The sequence below is a fragment of the Pedobacter sp. WC2423 genome, from assembly GCF_040822065.1.
Taxonomy (GTDB): domain Bacteria; phylum Bacteroidota; class Bacteroidia; order Sphingobacteriales; family Sphingobacteriaceae; genus Pedobacter.
Map to the genome: position 1 here is coordinate 4,068,689 of NZ_CP162005.1, position 17,595 is coordinate 4,086,283.

At 38.2% G+C, this 17,595-nt stretch carries 19 protein-coding genes; 11 read left to right on the forward strand and 8 right to left on the reverse strand.

Features of this window, described 5'->3' with window-relative positions; translation table 11 throughout:
* Positions 1-79 precede the first annotated feature (79 nt).
* Positions 80-1,585: a tol-pal system YbgF family protein gene (locus tag AB3G38_RS16920; protein ID WP_367865006.1), complete on the forward strand. Its 1,506-nt coding sequence runs from the start codon at positions 80-82 to the stop codon at positions 1,583-1,585.
* Here AB3G38_RS16920 and AB3G38_RS16925 read toward each other — a convergent pair.
* From AB3G38_RS16925 to rsfS, 4 genes are all read right to left on the reverse strand, one after another.
* On the reverse strand, positions 1,582-2,664 hold the full coding sequence (locus AB3G38_RS16925) for a 3-oxoacyl-ACP synthase III family protein (RefSeq protein ID WP_367865007.1): 1,083 nt from the start codon (positions 2,662-2,664) through the stop codon (positions 1,582-1,584). The genes AB3G38_RS16920 and AB3G38_RS16925 overlap by 4 nt on opposite strands.
* Positions 2,665-2,728: 64 nt before the next feature.
* Positions 2,729-3,373: a lactate utilization protein C gene (locus AB3G38_RS16930; protein ID WP_367865008.1), complete on the reverse strand. Its 645-nt coding sequence runs from the start codon at positions 3,371-3,373 to the stop codon at positions 2,729-2,731.
* A 57-nt stretch (positions 3,374-3,430) separates the two neighbouring features.
* Positions 3,431-5,524, reverse strand: coding sequence for an ATP-dependent zinc metalloprotease FtsH (ftsH, locus tag AB3G38_RS16935; protein ID WP_367865009.1), 2,094 nt, complete (start codon positions 5,522-5,524; stop codon positions 3,431-3,433).
* A 35-nt stretch (positions 5,525-5,559) separates the two neighbouring features.
* Positions 5,560-5,934, reverse strand: a complete 375-nt coding sequence (gene rsfS / locus AB3G38_RS16940) for a ribosome silencing factor (RefSeq protein WP_068404664.1) — start codon at positions 5,932-5,934, stop codon at positions 5,560-5,562.
* Between the two features lie 134 nt (positions 5,935-6,068).
* Between rsfS and AB3G38_RS16945 the strand changes: the two genes are divergently transcribed.
* The 9 genes from AB3G38_RS16945 to rplS all read left to right on the forward strand — a co-directional run bounded on the left by AB3G38_RS16945 (position 6,069) and on the right by rplS (position 13,067).
* Complete coding sequence (locus AB3G38_RS16945; RefSeq protein WP_367865010.1) at positions 6,069-6,755, forward strand: biotin--[acetyl-CoA-carboxylase] ligase; 687 nt, start codon at positions 6,069-6,071, stop codon at positions 6,753-6,755.
* 39 nt (positions 6,756-6,794) lie between these two features.
* A complete protein-coding gene (locus tag AB3G38_RS16950; RefSeq protein WP_367865011.1) occupies positions 6,795-7,244 on the forward strand; it encodes a protein-disulfide reductase DsbD domain-containing protein in 450 nt (149 codons plus the stop codon).
* 188 nt (positions 7,245-7,432) lie between these two features.
* The gene (locus AB3G38_RS16955; protein WP_367865012.1) at positions 7,433-9,127 is read left to right on the forward strand and encodes a protein-disulfide reductase DsbD family protein; all 1,695 of its coding nucleotides are present in this window, start codon (positions 7,433-7,435) and stop codon (positions 9,125-9,127) included.
* On the forward strand, positions 9,127-10,110 hold the full coding sequence (pfkA, locus tag AB3G38_RS16960) for a 6-phosphofructokinase (RefSeq protein WP_367865013.1): 984 nt from the start codon (positions 9,127-9,129) through the stop codon (positions 10,108-10,110). Before AB3G38_RS16955 ends, pfkA begins: the two co-directional genes overlap by 1 nt.
* Before the next feature lie 137 nt (positions 10,111-10,247).
* On the forward strand, positions 10,248-10,811 hold the full coding sequence (locus AB3G38_RS16965; protein ID WP_367865014.1) for a 30S ribosomal protein S16: 564 nt from the start codon (positions 10,248-10,250) through the stop codon (positions 10,809-10,811).
* Between the two features lie 91 nt (positions 10,812-10,902).
* Entirely contained in the window at positions 10,903-11,430 is a 528-nt protein-coding gene (rimM, locus tag AB3G38_RS16970) for a ribosome maturation factor RimM (RefSeq protein WP_367865015.1), read from the forward strand.
* A gap of 9 nt (positions 11,431-11,439) precedes the next feature.
* Positions 11,440-12,117 carry a tRNA (guanosine(37)-N1)-methyltransferase TrmD gene (gene trmD / locus AB3G38_RS16975; protein WP_367865016.1) on the forward strand — a complete coding sequence of 226 codons (678 nt, stop codon included), beginning with the start codon at positions 11,440-11,442 and terminating at the stop codon, positions 12,115-12,117.
* Positions 12,118-12,281: 164 nt separating this feature from the next.
* The gene (locus AB3G38_RS16980) at positions 12,282-12,554 is read left to right on the forward strand and encodes a hypothetical protein (protein ID WP_367865017.1); all 273 of its coding nucleotides are present in this window, start codon (positions 12,282-12,284) and stop codon (positions 12,552-12,554) included.
* A gap of 165 nt (positions 12,555-12,719) precedes the next feature.
* On the forward strand, positions 12,720-13,067 hold the full coding sequence (rplS, locus tag AB3G38_RS16985; RefSeq protein ID WP_041883657.1) for a 50S ribosomal protein L19: 348 nt from the start codon (positions 12,720-12,722) through the stop codon (positions 13,065-13,067).
* A gap of 59 nt (positions 13,068-13,126) precedes the next feature.
* Here rplS and AB3G38_RS16990 read toward each other — a convergent pair whose 3' ends face one another.
* Positions 13,127-13,255, reverse strand: a complete 129-nt coding sequence (locus AB3G38_RS16990) for a hypothetical protein (protein ID WP_367865018.1) — start codon at positions 13,253-13,255, stop codon at positions 13,127-13,129.
* A 467-nt stretch (positions 13,256-13,722) separates the two neighbouring features.
* Here AB3G38_RS16990 and AB3G38_RS16995 point away from each other — a divergent pair, with 467 nt between their 5' ends.
* On the forward strand, positions 13,723-13,965 hold the full coding sequence (locus AB3G38_RS16995; protein WP_367865019.1) for a hypothetical protein: 243 nt from the start codon (positions 13,723-13,725) through the stop codon (positions 13,963-13,965).
* A 139-nt stretch (positions 13,966-14,104) separates the two neighbouring features.
* Here the strand turns inward: AB3G38_RS16995 and AB3G38_RS17000 are convergent, their stop codons facing one another.
* The 3 genes from AB3G38_RS17000 to AB3G38_RS17010 form a co-directional block, all read right to left on the reverse strand.
* Complete coding sequence (locus tag AB3G38_RS17000) at positions 14,105-14,764, reverse strand: phosphatidylserine decarboxylase family protein (protein WP_367865020.1); 660 nt, start codon at positions 14,762-14,764, stop codon at positions 14,105-14,107.
* 67 nt (positions 14,765-14,831) lie between these two features.
* Complete coding sequence (gene hpt, locus AB3G38_RS17005; RefSeq protein ID WP_367865021.1) at positions 14,832-15,377, reverse strand: hypoxanthine phosphoribosyltransferase; 546 nt, start codon at positions 15,375-15,377, stop codon at positions 14,832-14,834.
* Positions 15,378-15,392: 15 nt separating this feature from the next.
* Positions 15,393-17,540 carry a transglycosylase domain-containing protein gene (locus AB3G38_RS17010; protein ID WP_367865022.1) on the reverse strand — a complete coding sequence of 716 codons (2,148 nt, stop codon included), beginning with the start codon at positions 17,538-17,540 and terminating at the stop codon, positions 15,393-15,395.
* Positions 17,541-17,595 lie beyond the last annotated feature (55 nt).

A 17,595-nucleotide genomic window follows, 5' to 3' on the forward strand; every position in this document is an offset into this window, starting at 1 on the left:
TATACAGTTTTTCCTAAATTTAAAATAATAGCGCTGTCTTGCCGTTTTTATGGATTCACCCTATAGAAATATTTTATTTATGCCCGCCAAAAGGAAATTCATCCTCCTGTTCAGATATTGTCTCTTTCCCCTGTTTTTAATCCTTCCTGGTACAGTTCATGCTAATTTTGATTTTAATGCCAACTGTTTAAAAGCTTATCAATTGATATTTGAGCTTAAAATTAATGCAGCGAAGCAACTGATTGCGGCTGAGAAAACCGCGCATCCTGGAAATTCTATAGTACCTTTATTAGAGAACTATGCAGATTATTTTTATCTGATTACCGTAGAAAGTAAACAAGATTTTGACAGGTTAAAAGATGAAAAATCACGCAGGCTCAGTCAGATTGAGGATGACGATGATAAATCTCCTTATTATCTGTATGCACAGGCAGAGATCAATTTACAATGGGCTTTATTAAGAAGCCGTTATGGAGAGTATTTTACAGCTGCGAGAGAAATCAAAAAAGCAAACAGTCTTTTGCAGGATAATAGTAAGAAATTTCCGGGATTTCATTTAAATGGTAAAGGGCTGGGCTTGATCAATGTCTTTTTGGGAAATCTTCCTGATGGTACGCTAAAGAACATGCTTTCTACTTTTGGTGTCAAAGGTGATGTACAAAAGGGATTGTTAATGCTGGATAAACTTGCCCAAAATCTTCCCCGGTCTGCGTTTGAGCCCTTTTACGAAGAAGTAATCTTCTATTATTCTTATGTTTTATCTGATGTGATCCATTCTCCGGATGCCTATGCTAAAACTATGAAGTATACGGCCAGAATTTCTGACAGCAGCTTGTTGAAGGCTTATTTGCAGGCTTACGTTTGTGCCCGGAATGGCCATAATGACGAAGCAATAGCTATTTTGGCGAAACGGCCTGCTGGTGAAGGTTATCAGGCATTTCCTTATCTGGAACTTTTAATGGGAACCGCAAAACTGAATAAACTGGATTATTCTGCTAGTACTAATTTTAAAAGGTTTTTGCAGTTAAATAAAGGCGTGAATTACATTAAAGACGCTAATCTTCACTTGTCATGGGTGGCTTTATTAAATGGCGATACAGGGGCTTATAAAGGCTATATAGCTAAAGTAAAAAGTACAGGGTATACTTACGCTGAAAAAGATAAGCAAGCGATGAATGAGGCTGGTGCTCCTGCCCCCGATAAGAAGTTATTAAAATCCAGATTATTATTTGATGGCGGATATTATGCAAAAGCACTGGATATATTAGCTGGAGAGAATGCTTCAGCTTATAAAGACATCAAAGATAAAGTGGAGTTTTATTACCGCATGGGCAGAATTTATGATGCACTGGATAAAGATGACAGTGCTTTACAAGCTTATCAGAATGCTATAACCTATGGGAAAAATTTAAAGTATTACTATGCGGCGACTTCTGCTCTGAATATGGGTAAAATCTATGGGAAGAAAAAAAATGATGCCAGGGCTAAAGCTTACTTTAACCAGGCAATCAATATGAAAAATCATGAATATGAGAATAGTATTGAAACTCAGGCCAAAGATGGCCTGAAGAAACTTGGCAATTAAAACCGGTATACAAAAGCATTAATATGCATTCCTGCACCAACAGAAGCAAATACTGCATATTCACCTGCTTTTACTTTATAACCTGCTACTTTTTCCTTCAGCACAAGATCCAGTAAGGTAGGTATAGTTGCAACAGAGCTGTTACCCAGCCATGAAATTGTCATCGGGACCAGGTTTTCGGGAACAGCATCCTTATCGTATAATTTGAATAATCTTTTCATAATCGCATTATCCATTTTGCCGTTTGCCTGATGAATAAATACGGTTTTGATATCGTCTATAGTTAATCCTGCTTTATCAATAGCCATTTTTACGACATGAGGAACGTTTACAACCGCAAATTCATAGAGCTTGCGTCCATTCATTTTCATGTAAGTATTGCCATCTGTAGCGCCTGGATTACAGCTTTTAGCCATGTATAAAAGCGAAGCAAAGTTACCAGCGAATGTTTGTGTTTTATGGGCAATAATACCAATTGGCTCTTCATTTTCAACCCCTTCAAAAACTACTGCTCCTGCCCCGTCCGAAAAGATCATACTATCACGGTCATGCGGGTCAATGATTCTGGAAAGTGTTTCTGAACCAATGACCAGAACACGTTTGGCGTCTCCGCTTTGAATCAGGTAATTGGCTTGTATGGTACCTTGTACCCATCCCGGACATCCAAATATAATATCATAAGAAACACAGTCAGGATTCACAATATCTAATTGTTGCTTAACTTTAGCTGCAAGAGAAGGCAGAATATCCATCCGGTTACTTCCATGATGAATATCTCCGAAATTATGACATACAATGATGTGATCTAAGGTTTCTTTATCGATTTTCGCATCATCCAGAGCCCTTTGTGCGGCAATGGCAGCGATATTGCTGTTGAGCAGATTATCATCGATATAACGACGCTCTATAATTTCGGTAATTTCAGAGAATTTACTGATAATATCTGCGTTGTCTTTCTCAATGATGAGTCCGTTTTCGTAAAAAGTAGAGTTTAGGAAGGAATCTCCTGAAACAATTTTCTCAGGAATGTAACTTCCTGTGCCTGCAATTACTGAAGATATATGCTTTTTATTACCCATTCTGAACCGTATACTGTTTTAGTATTTAGTATAAAACTAGGATTAATTTATTGAAAACAAAAATTTAAGAGAAATCATCAATTAAAAAAACAAATAATTCTTTAGGGCCATGGGCACCAAGGACAAGTGTTTTCTCAATATCGGCAGTTCTGCTTGGTCCGGTGACCGTACTGATCATGGATGGCAGCTGTGAGCCGTATTTATTTTTGATCAGTTGAAATCCATCTTTAAGATCCATTACCATCTGGCCTGTTCTTGCAATGACAATATGGTGATGCGGAAAAATACTTAGCCTTCTGCCTGCTTCATTTTGATTACTCAGCAATATAGAGCCATTTCTGGCAATTAAAGCTTCGCACATAGTAATTCCCACCTCGGCCATTTCAAAGTCTTTGTCAGTCTTGTAAAAAGGGAATTCATAAGTGGAAAGTAATTTCTGAAGTTCGGTTTCCCAGCAATATATTTTTCTCCATTTGAACTTTTCAGCCAGCTCAAGAATGTTTTCGATGAATTCAACACCGTCCTGGCAATAAATAAAATTGCCGGATACAGCGGTTAACTGCTCGGCAAATAAAATTTCCGGAATCTCTGTGTTGGGCTTGTAAAGCGGGGTTTCTTCTAAATTCGGATAAGGATTATCTCTTTTTTCAAGCAGAGCTTTCCTTATCTTTTTTAGCATTAACTCCTTGGAGGAAATATTCTCTTGCATAAAAAAATGGATTTGCTGTCATCAGTATAGCTGATGACAGCTCCATAAAGTTAATTATTAAGATTCAGAATTTAAAGGCGATACTAAAGGAGCAGACGGATCTGTTGTTTCTCCTACACCTTCATGAAGTAAGCCTTCAGCAGCAGGTTTTTGATCACCTGTGCCATTCACGAATTCATCATAAGTAGTACGGTTATCAAAAGGACGTTTGCCTAAGATTTCTTCCAGATCTGCCTGGAAAAGAATTTCTTTCTCCAATAGTTTTTCTGCAAGTTTCTCTAAGCCGTCTCTTTTATCAATTAATAACTGCATTGTTCTGACATAAACCTCATTGATGAGTTTACGTACTTCAATATCAATTAATTCAGAAGTTTTTTCTGAGTAAGGTTTATTGAAGTTATACTCATTTTGAGGATCATGGAAAGAAACATTACCGATCGTACTGTTCATTCCATAAATAGTTACCATGGCATAAGACAATTTTGTAATTCGTTCCAGGTCATTCTGTGCGCCTGTAGATATTTTACCAAAAACAAGGTCTTCAGCAACACGGCCACCCATAGTCATACACATACCATCTGTAAGCTGCTCTGTAGTGTAAAGGAACTGCTCTTTCGGCAGGTATTGTGCGTAGCCTAAAGCAGCAACACCCCGCGGTACAATAGATACTTTTACCAATGGATCTGCATGTTCAAGGTACCAACCTGCAATAGCGTGTCCGGCCTCATGATAAGCAACTATACGTTTCTCTTCGGGAGAGATGATTTTATTTTTCTTCTCTAAACCGCCAATCACACGGTCGATTGCATCCTGGAAATCCTGCATATCTACAGATTCCTTATTTCTTCTAGCAGCAATCAGCGCTGCTTCATTACAAACGTTTGCAATTTCAGCACCTGCAAAACCAGGAGTTTGTGCAGAAAGTTTTTTAGCATCCACAACCACATCAGTTTTGATAGGTTTTAAGTGGACTTTAAAGATTTGCTCTCTGCCTACTAAATCTGGTTTATCGATAGAAATTTGTCTGTCAAATCTTCCAGGACGAAGTAAAGCGCTGTCTAATACATCAGGACGGTTAGTTGCAGCAAGAATAATAATTCCTGAATCTGTACCAAATCCATCCATTTCTACCAGTAACTGGTTCAAAGTGTTTTCACGCTCATCATTACCACCCATCATGCTGTTTTTACCACGGGCGCGCCCGATTGCGTCAACCTCATCAATAAAAATGATACATGGAGCTTTATCTTTAGCTTGTTTAAACAAGTCACGTACACGTGATGCACCTACTCCAACAAACATTTCCACGAAATCAGAACCTGAAAGTGAGAAGAACGGAACCTGTGCTTCACCAGCAACAGCTTTCGCCAATAAAGTTTTACCAGTACCAGGAGAACCTACAAGTAGCGCCCCTTTTGGTATTTTACCACCCAGATTTGTATATTTTTTAGGGTTTTTAAGGAAATCTACAATCTCCATAACCTCTTGTTTAGCTTCTTCCAGACCTGCAACATCATTAAATGTTACGTTTACCTGGCTTTCTTTATCAAATAGAGTCGCTTTGGATTTTCCGATATTGAAAATCTGTCCGCCGCCGCCGCCTGCGCCACCACCCATTTTACGCATAATAAAGATCCAGAATCCAATAAATAACAACACAGGAATAATTACTGTGAAAAACCATGAATTGAAAGTACTTTGTCTGGTTTCTTTTTCTGCTAAAATCTGGCTTTCAACCGGAACAGTTTTTTGTGACTCAGACAATTGCTTATCCAGTGCATCCATTGATCCTGCGGTAAATGATACTGTAGGACCTCCGGTTGAACCAAAATTGCTCTTAGTCTGATATTTTTTATACTTCTCCTGATTAAGACGGTCTGGTTTAATAAATACATCAGCCCTGACCAGGTCTTCATATTTGTAAGCTATAATTTTCTGAACATCTCCCGGAGCAAGCATGTTCGTTTCAAATTCCCTGTAAGTGATTGTTTTATTGGTATCATTGGTAAACAAAACGGAAACCAGGACAAGGCCTAAAATGATAGCAGCATAAACCCAGAATATATTGAAATTTGAACCCTTTTGAGGTTTTTTGGGAATGTTCGGTATTCTCTTAATTAATTTGGGCTTAGTATTTTCTTTCTCTTTCATCGTTGATTCAAAAAAATGTATAAGGTTGTAACTGGTTATGCGCTTTGATAAGAAGTTGTTTGTGCGTCGCCCCATAAATCTTCGATCCCATAAAAATCTCTTTTTTCAGTTTTGAAGATATGAACAACAACATCAAAATAATCCAGGATTATCCATTCTGCGTTTTCTAATCCTTCTTTTCTCCACGGTGTGGCTTCTGTGTTTTTGTAAATTTCGTCTTCTACACTATCTGCGATAGCTTTCACTTGTGTCGACGAGTCTGCGTTGCAAACTATAAAATAATCTGATACAGAGCTATTTAATTCTCTTAAGTCCAGACGGACTATATCGTGGCCCTTTTTTTCCTGCATGCCTTGAACGGCTATTTCTGAAAGGTAGGTAGAAAGGTTTACTAATTTCTTTTTTACCATTAAAATGTTTTATTTTTGATAAATAACAACTATAAAATCAACTATTGCAAAATAACACTTTTTCAACACTATTTGTTGGTCAAAATCTTATCAAATTATTAGCGGTTGATTCTACCAATAATTTTTTGAAAAGGATGGTGTCAAATTCCGAGCCATTACCCGAAGGAACTGTTATTATGGCAGAGAATCAATATGAAGGCCGTGGCCAGGTAGGGAGTAAATGGCATGCTGAGCCAGGTAAAAACCTCACTTTTAGTATTCTTCTGCGACCATCGTTTATACAGCTCAGGGAGCAATTTAACTTGAATATGACTATCAGTATTGCAATTCAGAAAGCACTGGAAAGTATTATTGGTACAGGTTTATCGGTTAAATGGCCTAATGATATCTATTTTGGACATCAAAAGATAGGCGGGATGTTAGTAGAGAATATCGTAGCTGGAAGCCATATAAAGGCTTGTATTGTAGGAATCGGAATCAATGTAAATCAGGAAGTTTTTGAAACAGAGTTACAGCAGCGTGCGGGTTCAATCTATCAAATTTTACACCGGCATGTTGATTTAGTAACGCTTTTAGCAGAAATTTGCAGTCATATAGAGGCTGGATATTTAAAACTCAAAGCAGGGAACTACAGCAATCTGCGGAATGAATACCTGAATTATCTTTATCAATTTAACGTAAAAGCCAATTACAGACAAAATGGCGAGATAATTGAAGGGAAAATTGTAGATGTAGGCGAAAATGGAATGTTAAGTTTAGAAACCATTGACGGACTAAAGATGTATAACTTTAAAGAGATTGAGTTTATTAAACCATCCTAAAAATTATCAGTCATACTCACAGTAATATAATTTATAAACATGAAAAGAATAACCTTAGTATTTGCCTTATTGTTTTTTACGGTTCTTGGAGCTTCTGCTCAGATCGAGAATCCTGTAACCTGGTCTTATGCACAAAAAAAGATCAGTAAAACAGAAGCCATTGTTTATCTTAAAGCAACTATTCAGGATGGATGGCACATCTATTCTCAAACAGTGAAGCCAGGAGGTCCTGTTAAAACAACGATTAAGTTTAATCCGTCAAAAGATTTTACTAAAGTGGGAACTACCGCAGAACCTAAAGCCCTTTCTAAATTTGAGAAGGTTTTTGATATGAATGTTGGCTATTTTGAGAATCAGGTTGTATTTCAGCAAAAAATTAAATTAAACAAACCAGCAACAGTTGTAACTGGTACCATAGAATTTATGGTATGTGATGCTACGAAATGTCTTCCTCCTGATGAAGTGAAGTTTTCTGTACAGGTCAAATAGATTTACGATAAGTATTAAAGAGCGCCAGAAATTCTGGCGCTCTTTTTTTTTGTCTTTTTCTGCCGAATATCGAAGTATAGTAAAATATTGGCAATCCGGTAATTCAAAACTTTTTAAACAAGAAATTATAAGTAATTTCACAGCCTTATAGAAAAGGGTAATACCCAATCAGGTTAAAAAACATGAGAATGAAAAAGTTAATTTTAATGCTTGGCTTGGTGCTTACAATGCTTTTAATGCATTCCAGCCAGAGTTTTGCTTTCATACAAAGCCATGATTCTACTGTGGTAAGCGATGATATCCAGTTTACCGAAATTGGATCTGCGGCAGACAGTGCTTCAAATGCTATCGTTAAAGATAGTGTTAAAAAGGACACTGTAAAAGCTGCTGCTATAGTTAAACCGGCGCAGAAAATACAACAAACAGAACAGGAGAAAACATTGTGGCAAACCTTTATTCAAGGGTTAATCGGCGGTTTTATTGCCTTCTTAATGCCTTGTATCTTCCCAATGGTGCCGCTTACAGTTAGTTTTTTTACTAAAAAAGCCGGCAGCAGAAAAAAGGGAATTGGACAGGCGGTAATTTATGGCCTTTCTATTATTGTCATTTATGTGGCCTTCGGGTTATTGATCACCTTGCTTTTTGGTTCCGCCAAATTAAATGAATTGAGTAGCAGCGGATGGTTTAACTTTACTTTCTTTATTCTGCTGATAGTTTTTGCAATCTCGTTTTTCGGTGCTTTTGAAATTACGTTACCAAGTTCTTTTGTGAATAAAATTGATCAGAAAGCGGATGACACTAAAGGTTTAGGAGGAATATTTTTTATGGCGGCTTCTTTGGCGCTTGTTTCATTCTCCTGCACAGGTCCTATTATTGGAACATTGTTAGTACAGGCGAGTTCAAAGGGTGAAATTCTTGCTCCTGCAATAGGAATGTTTGGGTTCGCATTGGCTCTGGCACTACCTTTTACCTTATCAGCTATATTCCCTGGTTTCTTAAGCAGTATGCCTAAATCGGGTGGCTGGTTAAACAGTGTAAAAGTTTGTCTTGGATTCCTTGAGCTTGCACTGGCCTTAAAATTCTTGTCTGCAGCAGACCTGGTTTGGCACTGGGAGTGGTTTGACAGAGAGATATTCCTGGTTTTATGGATTGTAATTTTCTTCCTGATGGGTATTTATATTCTTGGAAAGATTAAGTTTTCACATGACAGTGATGTCCCTTATGTTTCTGTTCCAAGATTGTTTTTCGCTATCCTCTCTTTCTCTTTTGCGATGTACCTTGTTCCTGGTCTCTGGGGAGCACCGGTTAATATTTTAAGTGGAATAGCACCTCCTTTAAATACACAGGATTTTATTCTGGGTGGAAATAATGGCGGAAGCTCGCAGGGAACGTCTGATTTTCCGGCGGTAGTTAAATATAATGATGTATTACATCCTCCGCATGGTTTTAATGCATTCTTCGATCTGGATGAAGGCCTGGCCTATGCAAAAAAAGTAAATAAGCCAGTACTCATAGATTTTACGGGACATGCTTGTGTAAACTGCCGGAAAATGGAAGATAAAGTATGGATAGATCCGCAGGTGGGTCATTTAATTAAAGATGAATATGTTCTTATACAATTATATGTAGATGAGCGGTCTGTAAAAATGCCGCCGGAAAAAGTACATTACTCTAAAATTTTAAGGACTACCACAGATGATCTGGGGCGTTGGAACGGTGATTTCCAGGCAACAACCTATAATTCTAATTCACAGCCTTTTTATGTCCTTGGCGGACATGACCTGGTTCCTTTAGTTGCCCCGCAGGGAGCAATTTTTGACGCGAAAGAATATGCCGCTTATTTGCAAAGCGGACTCGATAAATTTAAAGCATCCAAGAAATAATGAATAAAATTAAAAACATAGCTGTATTAACATCAGGGGGAGACGCACCCGGTATGAATGCTGCCATAAGGGCAGTAGTCAGAGCGGGGATATATTATGATTTAAATGTTTCAGGAGTACTTAGAGGATATGAAGGCTTAATTAATGGAGATTTTATCCCCATGGACCGGAAATCCGTAGCGAATATTATACAGCGTGGCGGTACCATTCTTAAAACAGCCCGGAGTGATGACTTCCGGACTAAAGAAGGAAGACAAAAAGCTTATGACCAGTTAAAACTGCACGATATTGATGCAATGGTTGTGATTGGTGGCGATGGTACTTTTACAGGAGCAAACCTGTTTACCAGTGAATTCGATTTTCCGGTGATTGGTTTGCCGGGCACTATAGACAATGATCTGGCAGGAACAGATTTTACAATTGGTTATGATACTGCAATTAATACAGTAGTGAATGCTATTGATAAGATCAGGGATACGGCAGAATCACATGACAGACTTTTTATTGTTGAAGTCATGGGCAGGGATTCCGGACTGATCGCTTTAAGAAGTGGAATTGGTGTAGGCGCAGAAGCAATTATGATTCCTGAAGCCAATATGGGCGTAGAAGGATTGATCAAAAGATTAGAATACGGAAGGAAAGATAAAGCTTCTAAAATTATAATTGTTGCAGAAGGCGATGAAGTTGGCGGGGCTTTTAATGTAGGTGAAGTGCTAAAACAGAACTTCCCTAACTATGATATTCGTGTCTCTGTTCTTGGGCACATTCAACGTGGCGGTAAGCCAAGTTGTATGGACCGGGTACTGGCCAGCCGATTTGGTGTTGCAGCTGTAGAGGGCTTGCTGGAAGGCAGATCGGGCGGTATGGTCGGTCAGATCAATAAAGAAATCCTGTTTACTCCTTTTGATCATGCGATCAAGCACATCGATGCGGAAGAGGTAAGTCCGGTGTGGTTAAAGCTTGTAGAGATTCTCTCTTTATAAAAATTAATAAGTGCTGTTCACGGGCAGCACATATTAATTTTGCGGCATCTTGCTTATCATTAGTATTTTACTTACTTTTGCATCCCCGCTAGCATGCAGCTCCGGGAACTATGTTGAATACATAAACTTATAAAGAAATGGCAACTAAAATCAGATTGCAAAGATTCGGTAAAAAGAGCAAACCTTTTTTCCACGTAGTGGTAGCGGATTCACGCGCACCGAGAGATGGTAAATTTATTGAGCGTTTAGGTTCATACAACCCAAACACCAATCCTGCTACTATTGAAATTAATTTCGAAAAAACATTAGACTGGGTAAACAAAGGTGCTGAGCCTACGGATACTTGCCGTACTATTTTATCTCACAAAGGTATTTTGTACAAAAAACACTTACAAGGTGGTGTTAAAAAAGGCGCTTTAACTGAAGAACAAGCAGAAGCTAAATTTGCTGAGTGGCTTTTAGCTAAAGACAGTAAAATCGAAGGTAAAAAAGACAGCCTGACTAAATCTAAAGATGAAGTTAAGAAAACTGCTCTTGCTGCTGAAGCTAAGAAAAATGCAGACCGTGGTGCTGCTATCGCATTGAAAAATGCACCGGTAGCAGAAGAAGTTGCAGCTGAAGAAACAGAGGAAACTCCTGTAACTGAAGAAGCAGCTGAAGAAGCTCCTGCAACAGAAGAAACAAAAGAAGAACAAGCATAGTAATTTGTAATTCTTAATTATAGCGAAGAATCCTTCATCTGAAGGTTTTCTTCGCTATTTTTATTTAACGTAATAATTGATTTAGATTTTAATGACGCACGAAGAGGCATTTTATATAGGGTATTTTACTAAAACAAAGGGATTAAAGGGAGAACTTCAATTGTACTTTGAATATGATGAACCGGGGCTGCTTGAGCTTGACGTTATATTTGCAGAGATGAATAGCAAGATGGTTCCTTTTTTCGTTTCGGCGTTTAAAATGCAGCCTAACAGCACTGGAAATATCTACCTGGATGATATTGATCATATAGACAAAGCACAGCCTCTGTTAAAGAAAAAGGTTTATCTGCCGATCAGCAAGATGCCTAACAGGGATGATGATGATTTTCATTATACTGATCTTGTTGGGTTTGTGGTTACAGATGAAACTCATGGTGAGCTGGGAGAAATTCTTGAAGTCAATGAATATCCTCAACAGTTCGTAGCTACGGTTTCTTATCAGGAAAAGGAAATCATGTTTCCGCTAAATGATGATATGATTGTGGAGATTGACGAAGATGCCAGTACATTACTTGTTGATCTTCCGGATGGTCTGCTTGATATTTACCTGTCTAATTAATTTGATGCCATGCGTTTTGATATCATAACAGTTTTACCTGACTTACTGCAAAGCCCTTTCGCGCATTCTATTTTGCAGCGTGCACAAACTAAAGGGATTGCTGAAATAGTAGTACACAGCCTGAGAGATTACTCGACAAACAAACAGCGTAGTGTTGATGATTATCCGTATGGTGGTGGCAGTGGCATGGTGATGTCAATTGAGCCTTTTGCGCGTTGTATAGATGCGCTAAAAGAGCAAAGGACATATGATGAGATTATTTTCATGACGCCGGACGGAGTAACGTTGAACCAGTCTATGGCCAATGAATTATCAGGAATGGAAAATGTAATCATTTTATGTGGCCATTATAAGGGAATTGACCAGCGGATCCGGGATATTTATGTAACACGTGAAGTTTCTATTGGTGATTACGTTTTATCTGGCGGAGAATTACCTGCGGCAGTTCTTGTAGATGCTATTGTCAGATTAATACCTGGTGTATTGAATGATGAGACCTCCGCTTTGAGCGATAGTTTTCAGGGCGGACTGCTTGATGCTCCGTTATATACCCGTCCAGCGGATTATAAAGGTCACCAGGTGCCTGAAATTCTTTTGAGCGGACATGAGTTAAAGATTAATAACTGGAGGCATGAGCAGGCTCTGGCGCGTACGCTGAAGCGTCGGCCCGATCTGCTTGAAGATTAGTCCTTTTTTGTAAAATTATTCTCTGTAAAATCTTTTAATTCTTTAATAAATAATTTATTTACCTTATTATTTATTTGCATATGAAATTATTTATATATTTACGAAATAATATTCGTGACCTGGTTGGCGGGTCTTTATAAATCGTGTAAATAAATTCAATAAGAATGAGTGAAAGTATAGATAAGTATAAGATCAATTATTTCTTAGACAAGCTTACTGTTAAGGAATATAAGTTTGCAATGAAAATGATTCCCAAATTGTTGAATATTTCGATGAACACATTTCATAATTACCGAAGGATAAAAATTGGCGAGGCCCAGGACATCCCTTATGAAAAAGTTAAACTCATGGAAATTTTATTTGATGCAGAAAGCGGAGCACTGGAAAACACAAAAATGAATGGAAAAAGCCTCGTGCAATTGCTTAAAGGCCAATGATAAGGGTAATTTAATACCTGTTGAGAAATAAAAAAAAGAATTATTATTGTGGATTTCGTAAAGAATGTTGAAAAAAAATAAGAATCACTTTTTTTTATTAAATAAAATTCATAATATTGCAGTCCGATTTTAAACAACAAAAAGTCGGCTTAATAGCTTAAAATCATGGATTTAGTAAAATTTGTTGAAGAGCAGGTAATCGCAAAGAACGAGTTTCCTGCATTCAAATCAGGAGATACAGTGAGTGTTCACTATAAAATTCGCGAAGGTAATAAAGAACGTGTTCAAATTTACCAAGGTGTAGTCTTACAACGTAACAGCGTAGGTGCTAATGAGACGTTTACTGTTCGTAAAATGTCTAATGGAGTTGGAGTAGAGCGTATCTTCCCAATTAATTCGCCAAACATCGCTAAAATTGAAGTTAACAGTCACGGTAAGGTGCGTAGAGCTAAGTTGTTCTATCTTCGTGAATTGACTGGTAAAGCAGCTCGTATCAAGTCTAAGAGAGTTTAATTTCTCTACAAAATATATAGGCCTTCCCGATTCTCTCGGGGAGGTTTTTTTGTTTGTGCCTATCCCAGTATAGCATTCTGCTCATCCTTTACAGGCTGGTACCCTTTATTACTCCCGCTATACAATGTCTGGTGGAAAAACAAGCGGATCAAGTCATAAACTTTTGGATCAGGCTCTTTTTTAAGCATAAATTTTGACACGCTAAACAGAAAGTATTTGCTGTCACGGATGCTCTTATGCCGCTGGAAGTTGCGCTGAAAGCTTTCAATTTGCCTGGGAATTACTCAGGGGAAACAAGGCCGGGCTGTTCGTAAATAAATTCAAAATAGCTAAATCATAAAGCTATATCGTCCGGGTACTGCCTGAGTATTGCCTGAGTACTCGTTAGGGTAAGAGCAATGCTAAAGTAACGTGAGAGCATGGCAAGTCCAAGTCAAAACAACTAGTTGAAACAACATGGACTCGACATGCTTACAGCCCGTTCTCAACCTGGTGTCATCCCGACCATCACTCAGGCACAACCCAACCATAACTAGTTGAAGATTAATGAAATTATAATTTTCCCTTTGACTAACCCATGGACAAAGCGGACAATTGCAGACAGCTGCGGACAATTACGGACATTTTTTACGCATCAGGATAATCTTTAAAGCTAATGGCTTACATTGGTGAAATGATATTTATTATGGGAAGTTTAACGGGTAAATTTTCAAAGGAAATCCTTGACGATTTCATTTTTAAAGCAGCAGTTTGGAGTACTGGTTGTTTCAAAAGTTCTGTACCGGGCAAAAGGAAACAAACAATGGAAACCCAAAGGCATCAGAGCACTTTCCTCAAAGTAGCCAGCCTGGAAAAATCAGGATCTTTCCTCCCCCTAAAAATTCCACTGAAGCGTTGACCGATCTCTTATCAAAGTAATCAGGAGTGTTTAATAAGGATAAATTGAACTATACCGGATAAAAACAAAGCGGGTCAATCCTTGTGATGTACTGTACATCACAAGGATTGACCCGCTTTGTTTTTCTAGTTCCCGGGGACTAAACGAGTTCGCCAAGGACAGTAATACCGCCTTTAACCACCTGGTTCAGTTCCAGGTTAACTTTTGTCCCAACAGGAAGAAATATATCTACTCGGGAGCCGAACTTAATGAAGCCAAATTCTTTACTTTGTTCCACTACATCACCTTCTTTCACGTACCATACAATCCTTCTGGCAAGCGCTCCTGCAATTTGTCTGAATAATACCGGTGTTCCGTTTGCGTGTTCTACGACAACTGTTGTACGCTCATTTTCGGTAGAAGATTTCGGATTCCATGCGGCAAGATATTTTCCAGGGTGATATTTGAAAAATTTAACTACTCCAGCAATTGGGTTTCTGTTGATATGTACGTTTACAGGAGACATAAATATCGAAACCTGTAATCTTTTGTCTTTGAAATATTCATTTTCCTGAGTTTCTTCAATTACGACAACTTTTCCGTCAGCAGGACAGATGATCAGGTTTCCGCCAGTCACGAATGGTCTGGATGGATTTCTGAAAAACTGAAGAATAGTAATAAATAAAGCGAATGAAGCAATATACACTGCCCACCTTAACCAGGTGACATCAGCAAATCTGTAGTCAATAATGGCATTAAGGACGAAGATAAAAAGGAGAGAGAGTGCGATGGTTGTATAACCTTCTTTATGTATTGTCATTTAAATATAAAATATGTTTGATGCAAAATTGTGAAAAATTTATGGGAATCAAGCTAAAGAATCACGATCAGGAAATTGTACGGTAAATGTGTTTAAGATTCCGCCCCAGTTCATCATAATCCAGGCCGTAGCCTACTACAAATTCATTCGGGATTTCAAAGCCTACATATTCAAGTTCTTTAATTGGTGATAGTATGGCTTCTGGCTTGAAAAGCATGCTGCAAACACGTACTGAAGCAGGCTGCTGCAAATAAACCTTTTCTAATATATATTTTAGGGTCAGGCCTGTATCCACGATGTCTTCTACTAAAACCAGGTGGCGGCCCTCCAGATTATCCGGTAATCCAAATATCTCTTTCAATTCTCCACTGCTGGTAAGTCCGCCTTTATAGCTTGAAACCTTCATAAAAGCGACTTCACAAGGAATTTCTGTTTCCTTAAGCAAGTCAGCCATAAATAAAAAGCTGCCATTTAATACGCCGATAAAAAGGGGGCGCTTATCTTTATATTCAGCATTGATTTGTGCTGCAATTTCTTTTGTACGCGCAATAATGCGTTCGTTCGTGATCGATATCCCGAACTTTCTGTCTCCAACTTCTATCGTATTCATCATTTCTTTAAGGCGAAGTTAACTGGCTTCTTTTTCCAGACGTCGTTTTTCCCGCCGTTCCCTTCGCAGTTCTTTTCTTGTTTTTTTTACGGTATCCTGTACAGTTAATTGTTTGCTTGCAGTATCCTTCTCTTTTTTAGACCTGCCAAATAACCTGTCAAAAATGTTTTTTGATTCATCCTGCATTTTAACAGGCGTATCAGTATCTGTATCAAAGGCAGCAGTGTCAACTTTTGCCGAATCTGGCAGCAAATAACGGCGTAAACCTTCTCTTAATCTTACGTTATAAAAACCATAACCACTGGTGTCGGCGGGTGTTAAGCCACGTTTAGCCATAATCCTGCCCATATACCTGAAATAAGGCAGCATATAGTCTTTCAATCCGCCATCACCCCGAAACTTGAACATCGCTATTTTAGGGCGCGGAACAATATTAGCCAGGAATATACCTTCGCCAATACTCAATTGTGACGGGCTTTTTCCAAAATACTGGCGTGATGCTTCACCTATTCCATAAATGTTTTTACCCATTTCAATGATATTGAAGTAGACCTCAAGCATTCTCTGCTTACTAACCAGGCGGTTATTCTCGATCAACCAGACAATCAGGATTTCTTCCGCTTTACGTGCAAGCGTTTTTTGCCTGCTTAAGAATACATTTTTTACCAGCTGCATTGAAATCGTACTTCCTCCTCTGACAAACTTCTTCTCTTTGAAATTAATCACGAAAGATTTACGGATAGACTCTTCAACGAAACCTTTATGTGTATAGAATGAAGGGTCTTCAGAAGTCAGCAATGCATTTTTGAAATTACTGGAGATTTCAGAAAGCGGGGTGTAATTAGGGTTAGAAGGTCCGATTGTGATATCACGCATCGGTTTTCCATACTCATAAGGGGTATATACAAAAGTATCATTGATCTTTTGAAGATTTAGCTTACCCCACCTGACAATTTTGAAATTATAGGGTGTCAGTGTAGAATTGAACCTTAAGCTATCTGGTGTACTGCTGTCCAGGTAAAAATTAAGATCATATTTAATCTTCCCTTTAACCTGTAATCCGTCCAGTGATTCGAATAAACCTTCAGGAAAAGCATTTAAAACTGCCTGTGCATCCTGTTCGTCAGCATGAAGCTTCACTTCATAAATTTTGTTTGGCGACAGCGTATATTTCAAATAAGGATGGATTGCTGCATCTTTAAGGAAAACAGTCGAGGTGCTGTCCAAAGCCACAAAATTTGGCCCGATTAACATATTTGCATCAATCTTGGCGTTCTTAACTATAATATCATTAGAGGCGATCTTAGTATGGTTAATCAATAGATTTTTAACTGACCATGAGCCGGAGATCTTAAAATTATCACCACTGTATTCAGCGCTTCTCATTTCGGTTCTAACCGTATCGAAACTCAGTTTTGCATGCAGTTTATTCTCCAGGTAAGGCAACTCAACTTTTTTACCATCCGCAAAGAACAGCACATCCATTTGTTTTTTACCCGGCTTCAGTTTGCCATTAATGTGCCAGGTTGCCTGATCGTTATTGACCAGAATGGTTGATTTCAAATCTCCCCCGTCAATTGTAGCTGTTGTAGTCAGGAAATTTAATTTTGCGGTATCATTATCATTCAATGTAAATACCAGGTTCTTCATCTCCATGTCATCCGGGATTTTATTCAGTACCTGGTTGAGGATATCATGCGCAATTTCACTCAGATCTATTTTTGCTTTATTATCTTTTTTATCTTTCTTTTTCCTTTTGAGAATAAAGTCAAGGTTAGTCAGGCTATCTTTCAGTACGATGCTGACTTTACCCGTATTTAAGCCAACTTCAGCAAGTTTAACATCTCCGAAAAGTAAGGGTAATAACTTGACGCCAATAGTAAGATCGGCAATTGTAGATAGCGTATCCCGGTCTTTAGGAACTACAGAAATGTTTTTCATGTGTACAGTGCTCAGTCCTTTAAAGCCGGCACTCTCAATTTTTATGGCTAATCCATAATCAGTATCCGCCTTCAGGATAGCCTTAGCTATCATTTTTTTGAGTAGAGCTTCTCTTTTGCTATAAGCAATAGAACCAAGGATGGCAATTAATACAAGAAATACCCCTAGAACCCATGCACCTGCTTTGATGTATTTTTTAGGGATGTTTATTTTTGGAAGACGCATGCTGTAAAATAGATGTTTAATTGCTTAACGCTAAATGCAAATGTTTATTTCGTGT

Coding starts and splice junctions, on each gene's coding strand:
- ftsH (WP_367865009.1), bottom strand. CDS start 5,524: ATGAAAGAGAAAGAAAATACTAAGCCCAAATTAATTAAGAGAATACCG.
- hpt (WP_367865021.1), bottom strand. CDS start 15,377: ATGATGAATACGATAGAAGTTGGAGACAGAAAGTTCGGGATATCGATC.
- AB3G38_RS16920 (WP_367865006.1), top strand. CDS start 80: ATGCCCGCCAAAAGGAAATTCATCCTCCTGTTCAGATATTGTCTCTTT.
- AB3G38_RS16950 (WP_367865011.1), top strand. CDS start 6,795: ATGAAAAGAATAACCTTAGTATTTGCCTTATTGTTTTTTACGGTTCTT.
- rplS (WP_041883657.1), top strand. CDS start 12,720: ATGGATTTAGTAAAATTTGTTGAAGAGCAGGTAATCGCAAAGAACGAG.
- rsfS (WP_068404664.1), bottom strand. CDS start 5,934: ATGGTAAAAAAGAAATTAGTAAACCTTTCTACCTACCTTTCAGAAATA.
- AB3G38_RS16990 (WP_367865018.1), bottom strand. CDS start 13,255: ATGCTTAAAAAAGAGCCTGATCCAAAAGTTTATGACTTGATCCGCTTG.
- pfkA (WP_367865013.1), top strand. CDS start 9,127: ATGAATAAAATTAAAAACATAGCTGTATTAACATCAGGGGGAGACGCA.
- AB3G38_RS16925 (WP_367865007.1), bottom strand. CDS start 2,664: ATGGGTAATAAAAAGCATATATCTTCAGTAATTGCAGGCACAGGAAGT.
- AB3G38_RS16930 (WP_367865008.1), bottom strand. CDS start 3,373: ATGCAAGAGAATATTTCCTCCAAGGAGTTAATGCTAAAAAAGATAAGG.
- trmD (WP_367865016.1), top strand. CDS start 11,440: ATGCGTTTTGATATCATAACAGTTTTACCTGACTTACTGCAAAGCCCT.
- AB3G38_RS16965 (WP_367865014.1), top strand. CDS start 10,248: ATGGCAACTAAAATCAGATTGCAAAGATTCGGTAAAAAGAGCAAACCT.
- AB3G38_RS16955 (WP_367865012.1), top strand. CDS start 7,433: ATGAAAAAGTTAATTTTAATGCTTGGCTTGGTGCTTACAATGCTTTTA.
- AB3G38_RS16980 (WP_367865017.1), top strand. CDS start 12,282: ATGAGTGAAAGTATAGATAAGTATAAGATCAATTATTTCTTAGACAAG.
- AB3G38_RS16995 (WP_367865019.1), top strand. CDS start 13,723: ATGGCTTACATTGGTGAAATGATATTTATTATGGGAAGTTTAACGGGT.
- AB3G38_RS16945 (WP_367865010.1), top strand. CDS start 6,069: ATGGTGTCAAATTCCGAGCCATTACCCGAAGGAACTGTTATTATGGCA.
- AB3G38_RS17000 (WP_367865020.1), bottom strand. CDS start 14,764: ATGACAATACATAAAGAAGGTTATACAACCATCGCACTCTCTCTCCTT.
- rimM (WP_367865015.1), top strand. CDS start 10,903: ATGACGCACGAAGAGGCATTTTATATAGGGTATTTTACTAAAACAAAG.
- AB3G38_RS17010 (WP_367865022.1), bottom strand. CDS start 17,540: ATGCGTCTTCCAAAAATAAACATCCCTAAAAAATACATCAAAGCAGGT.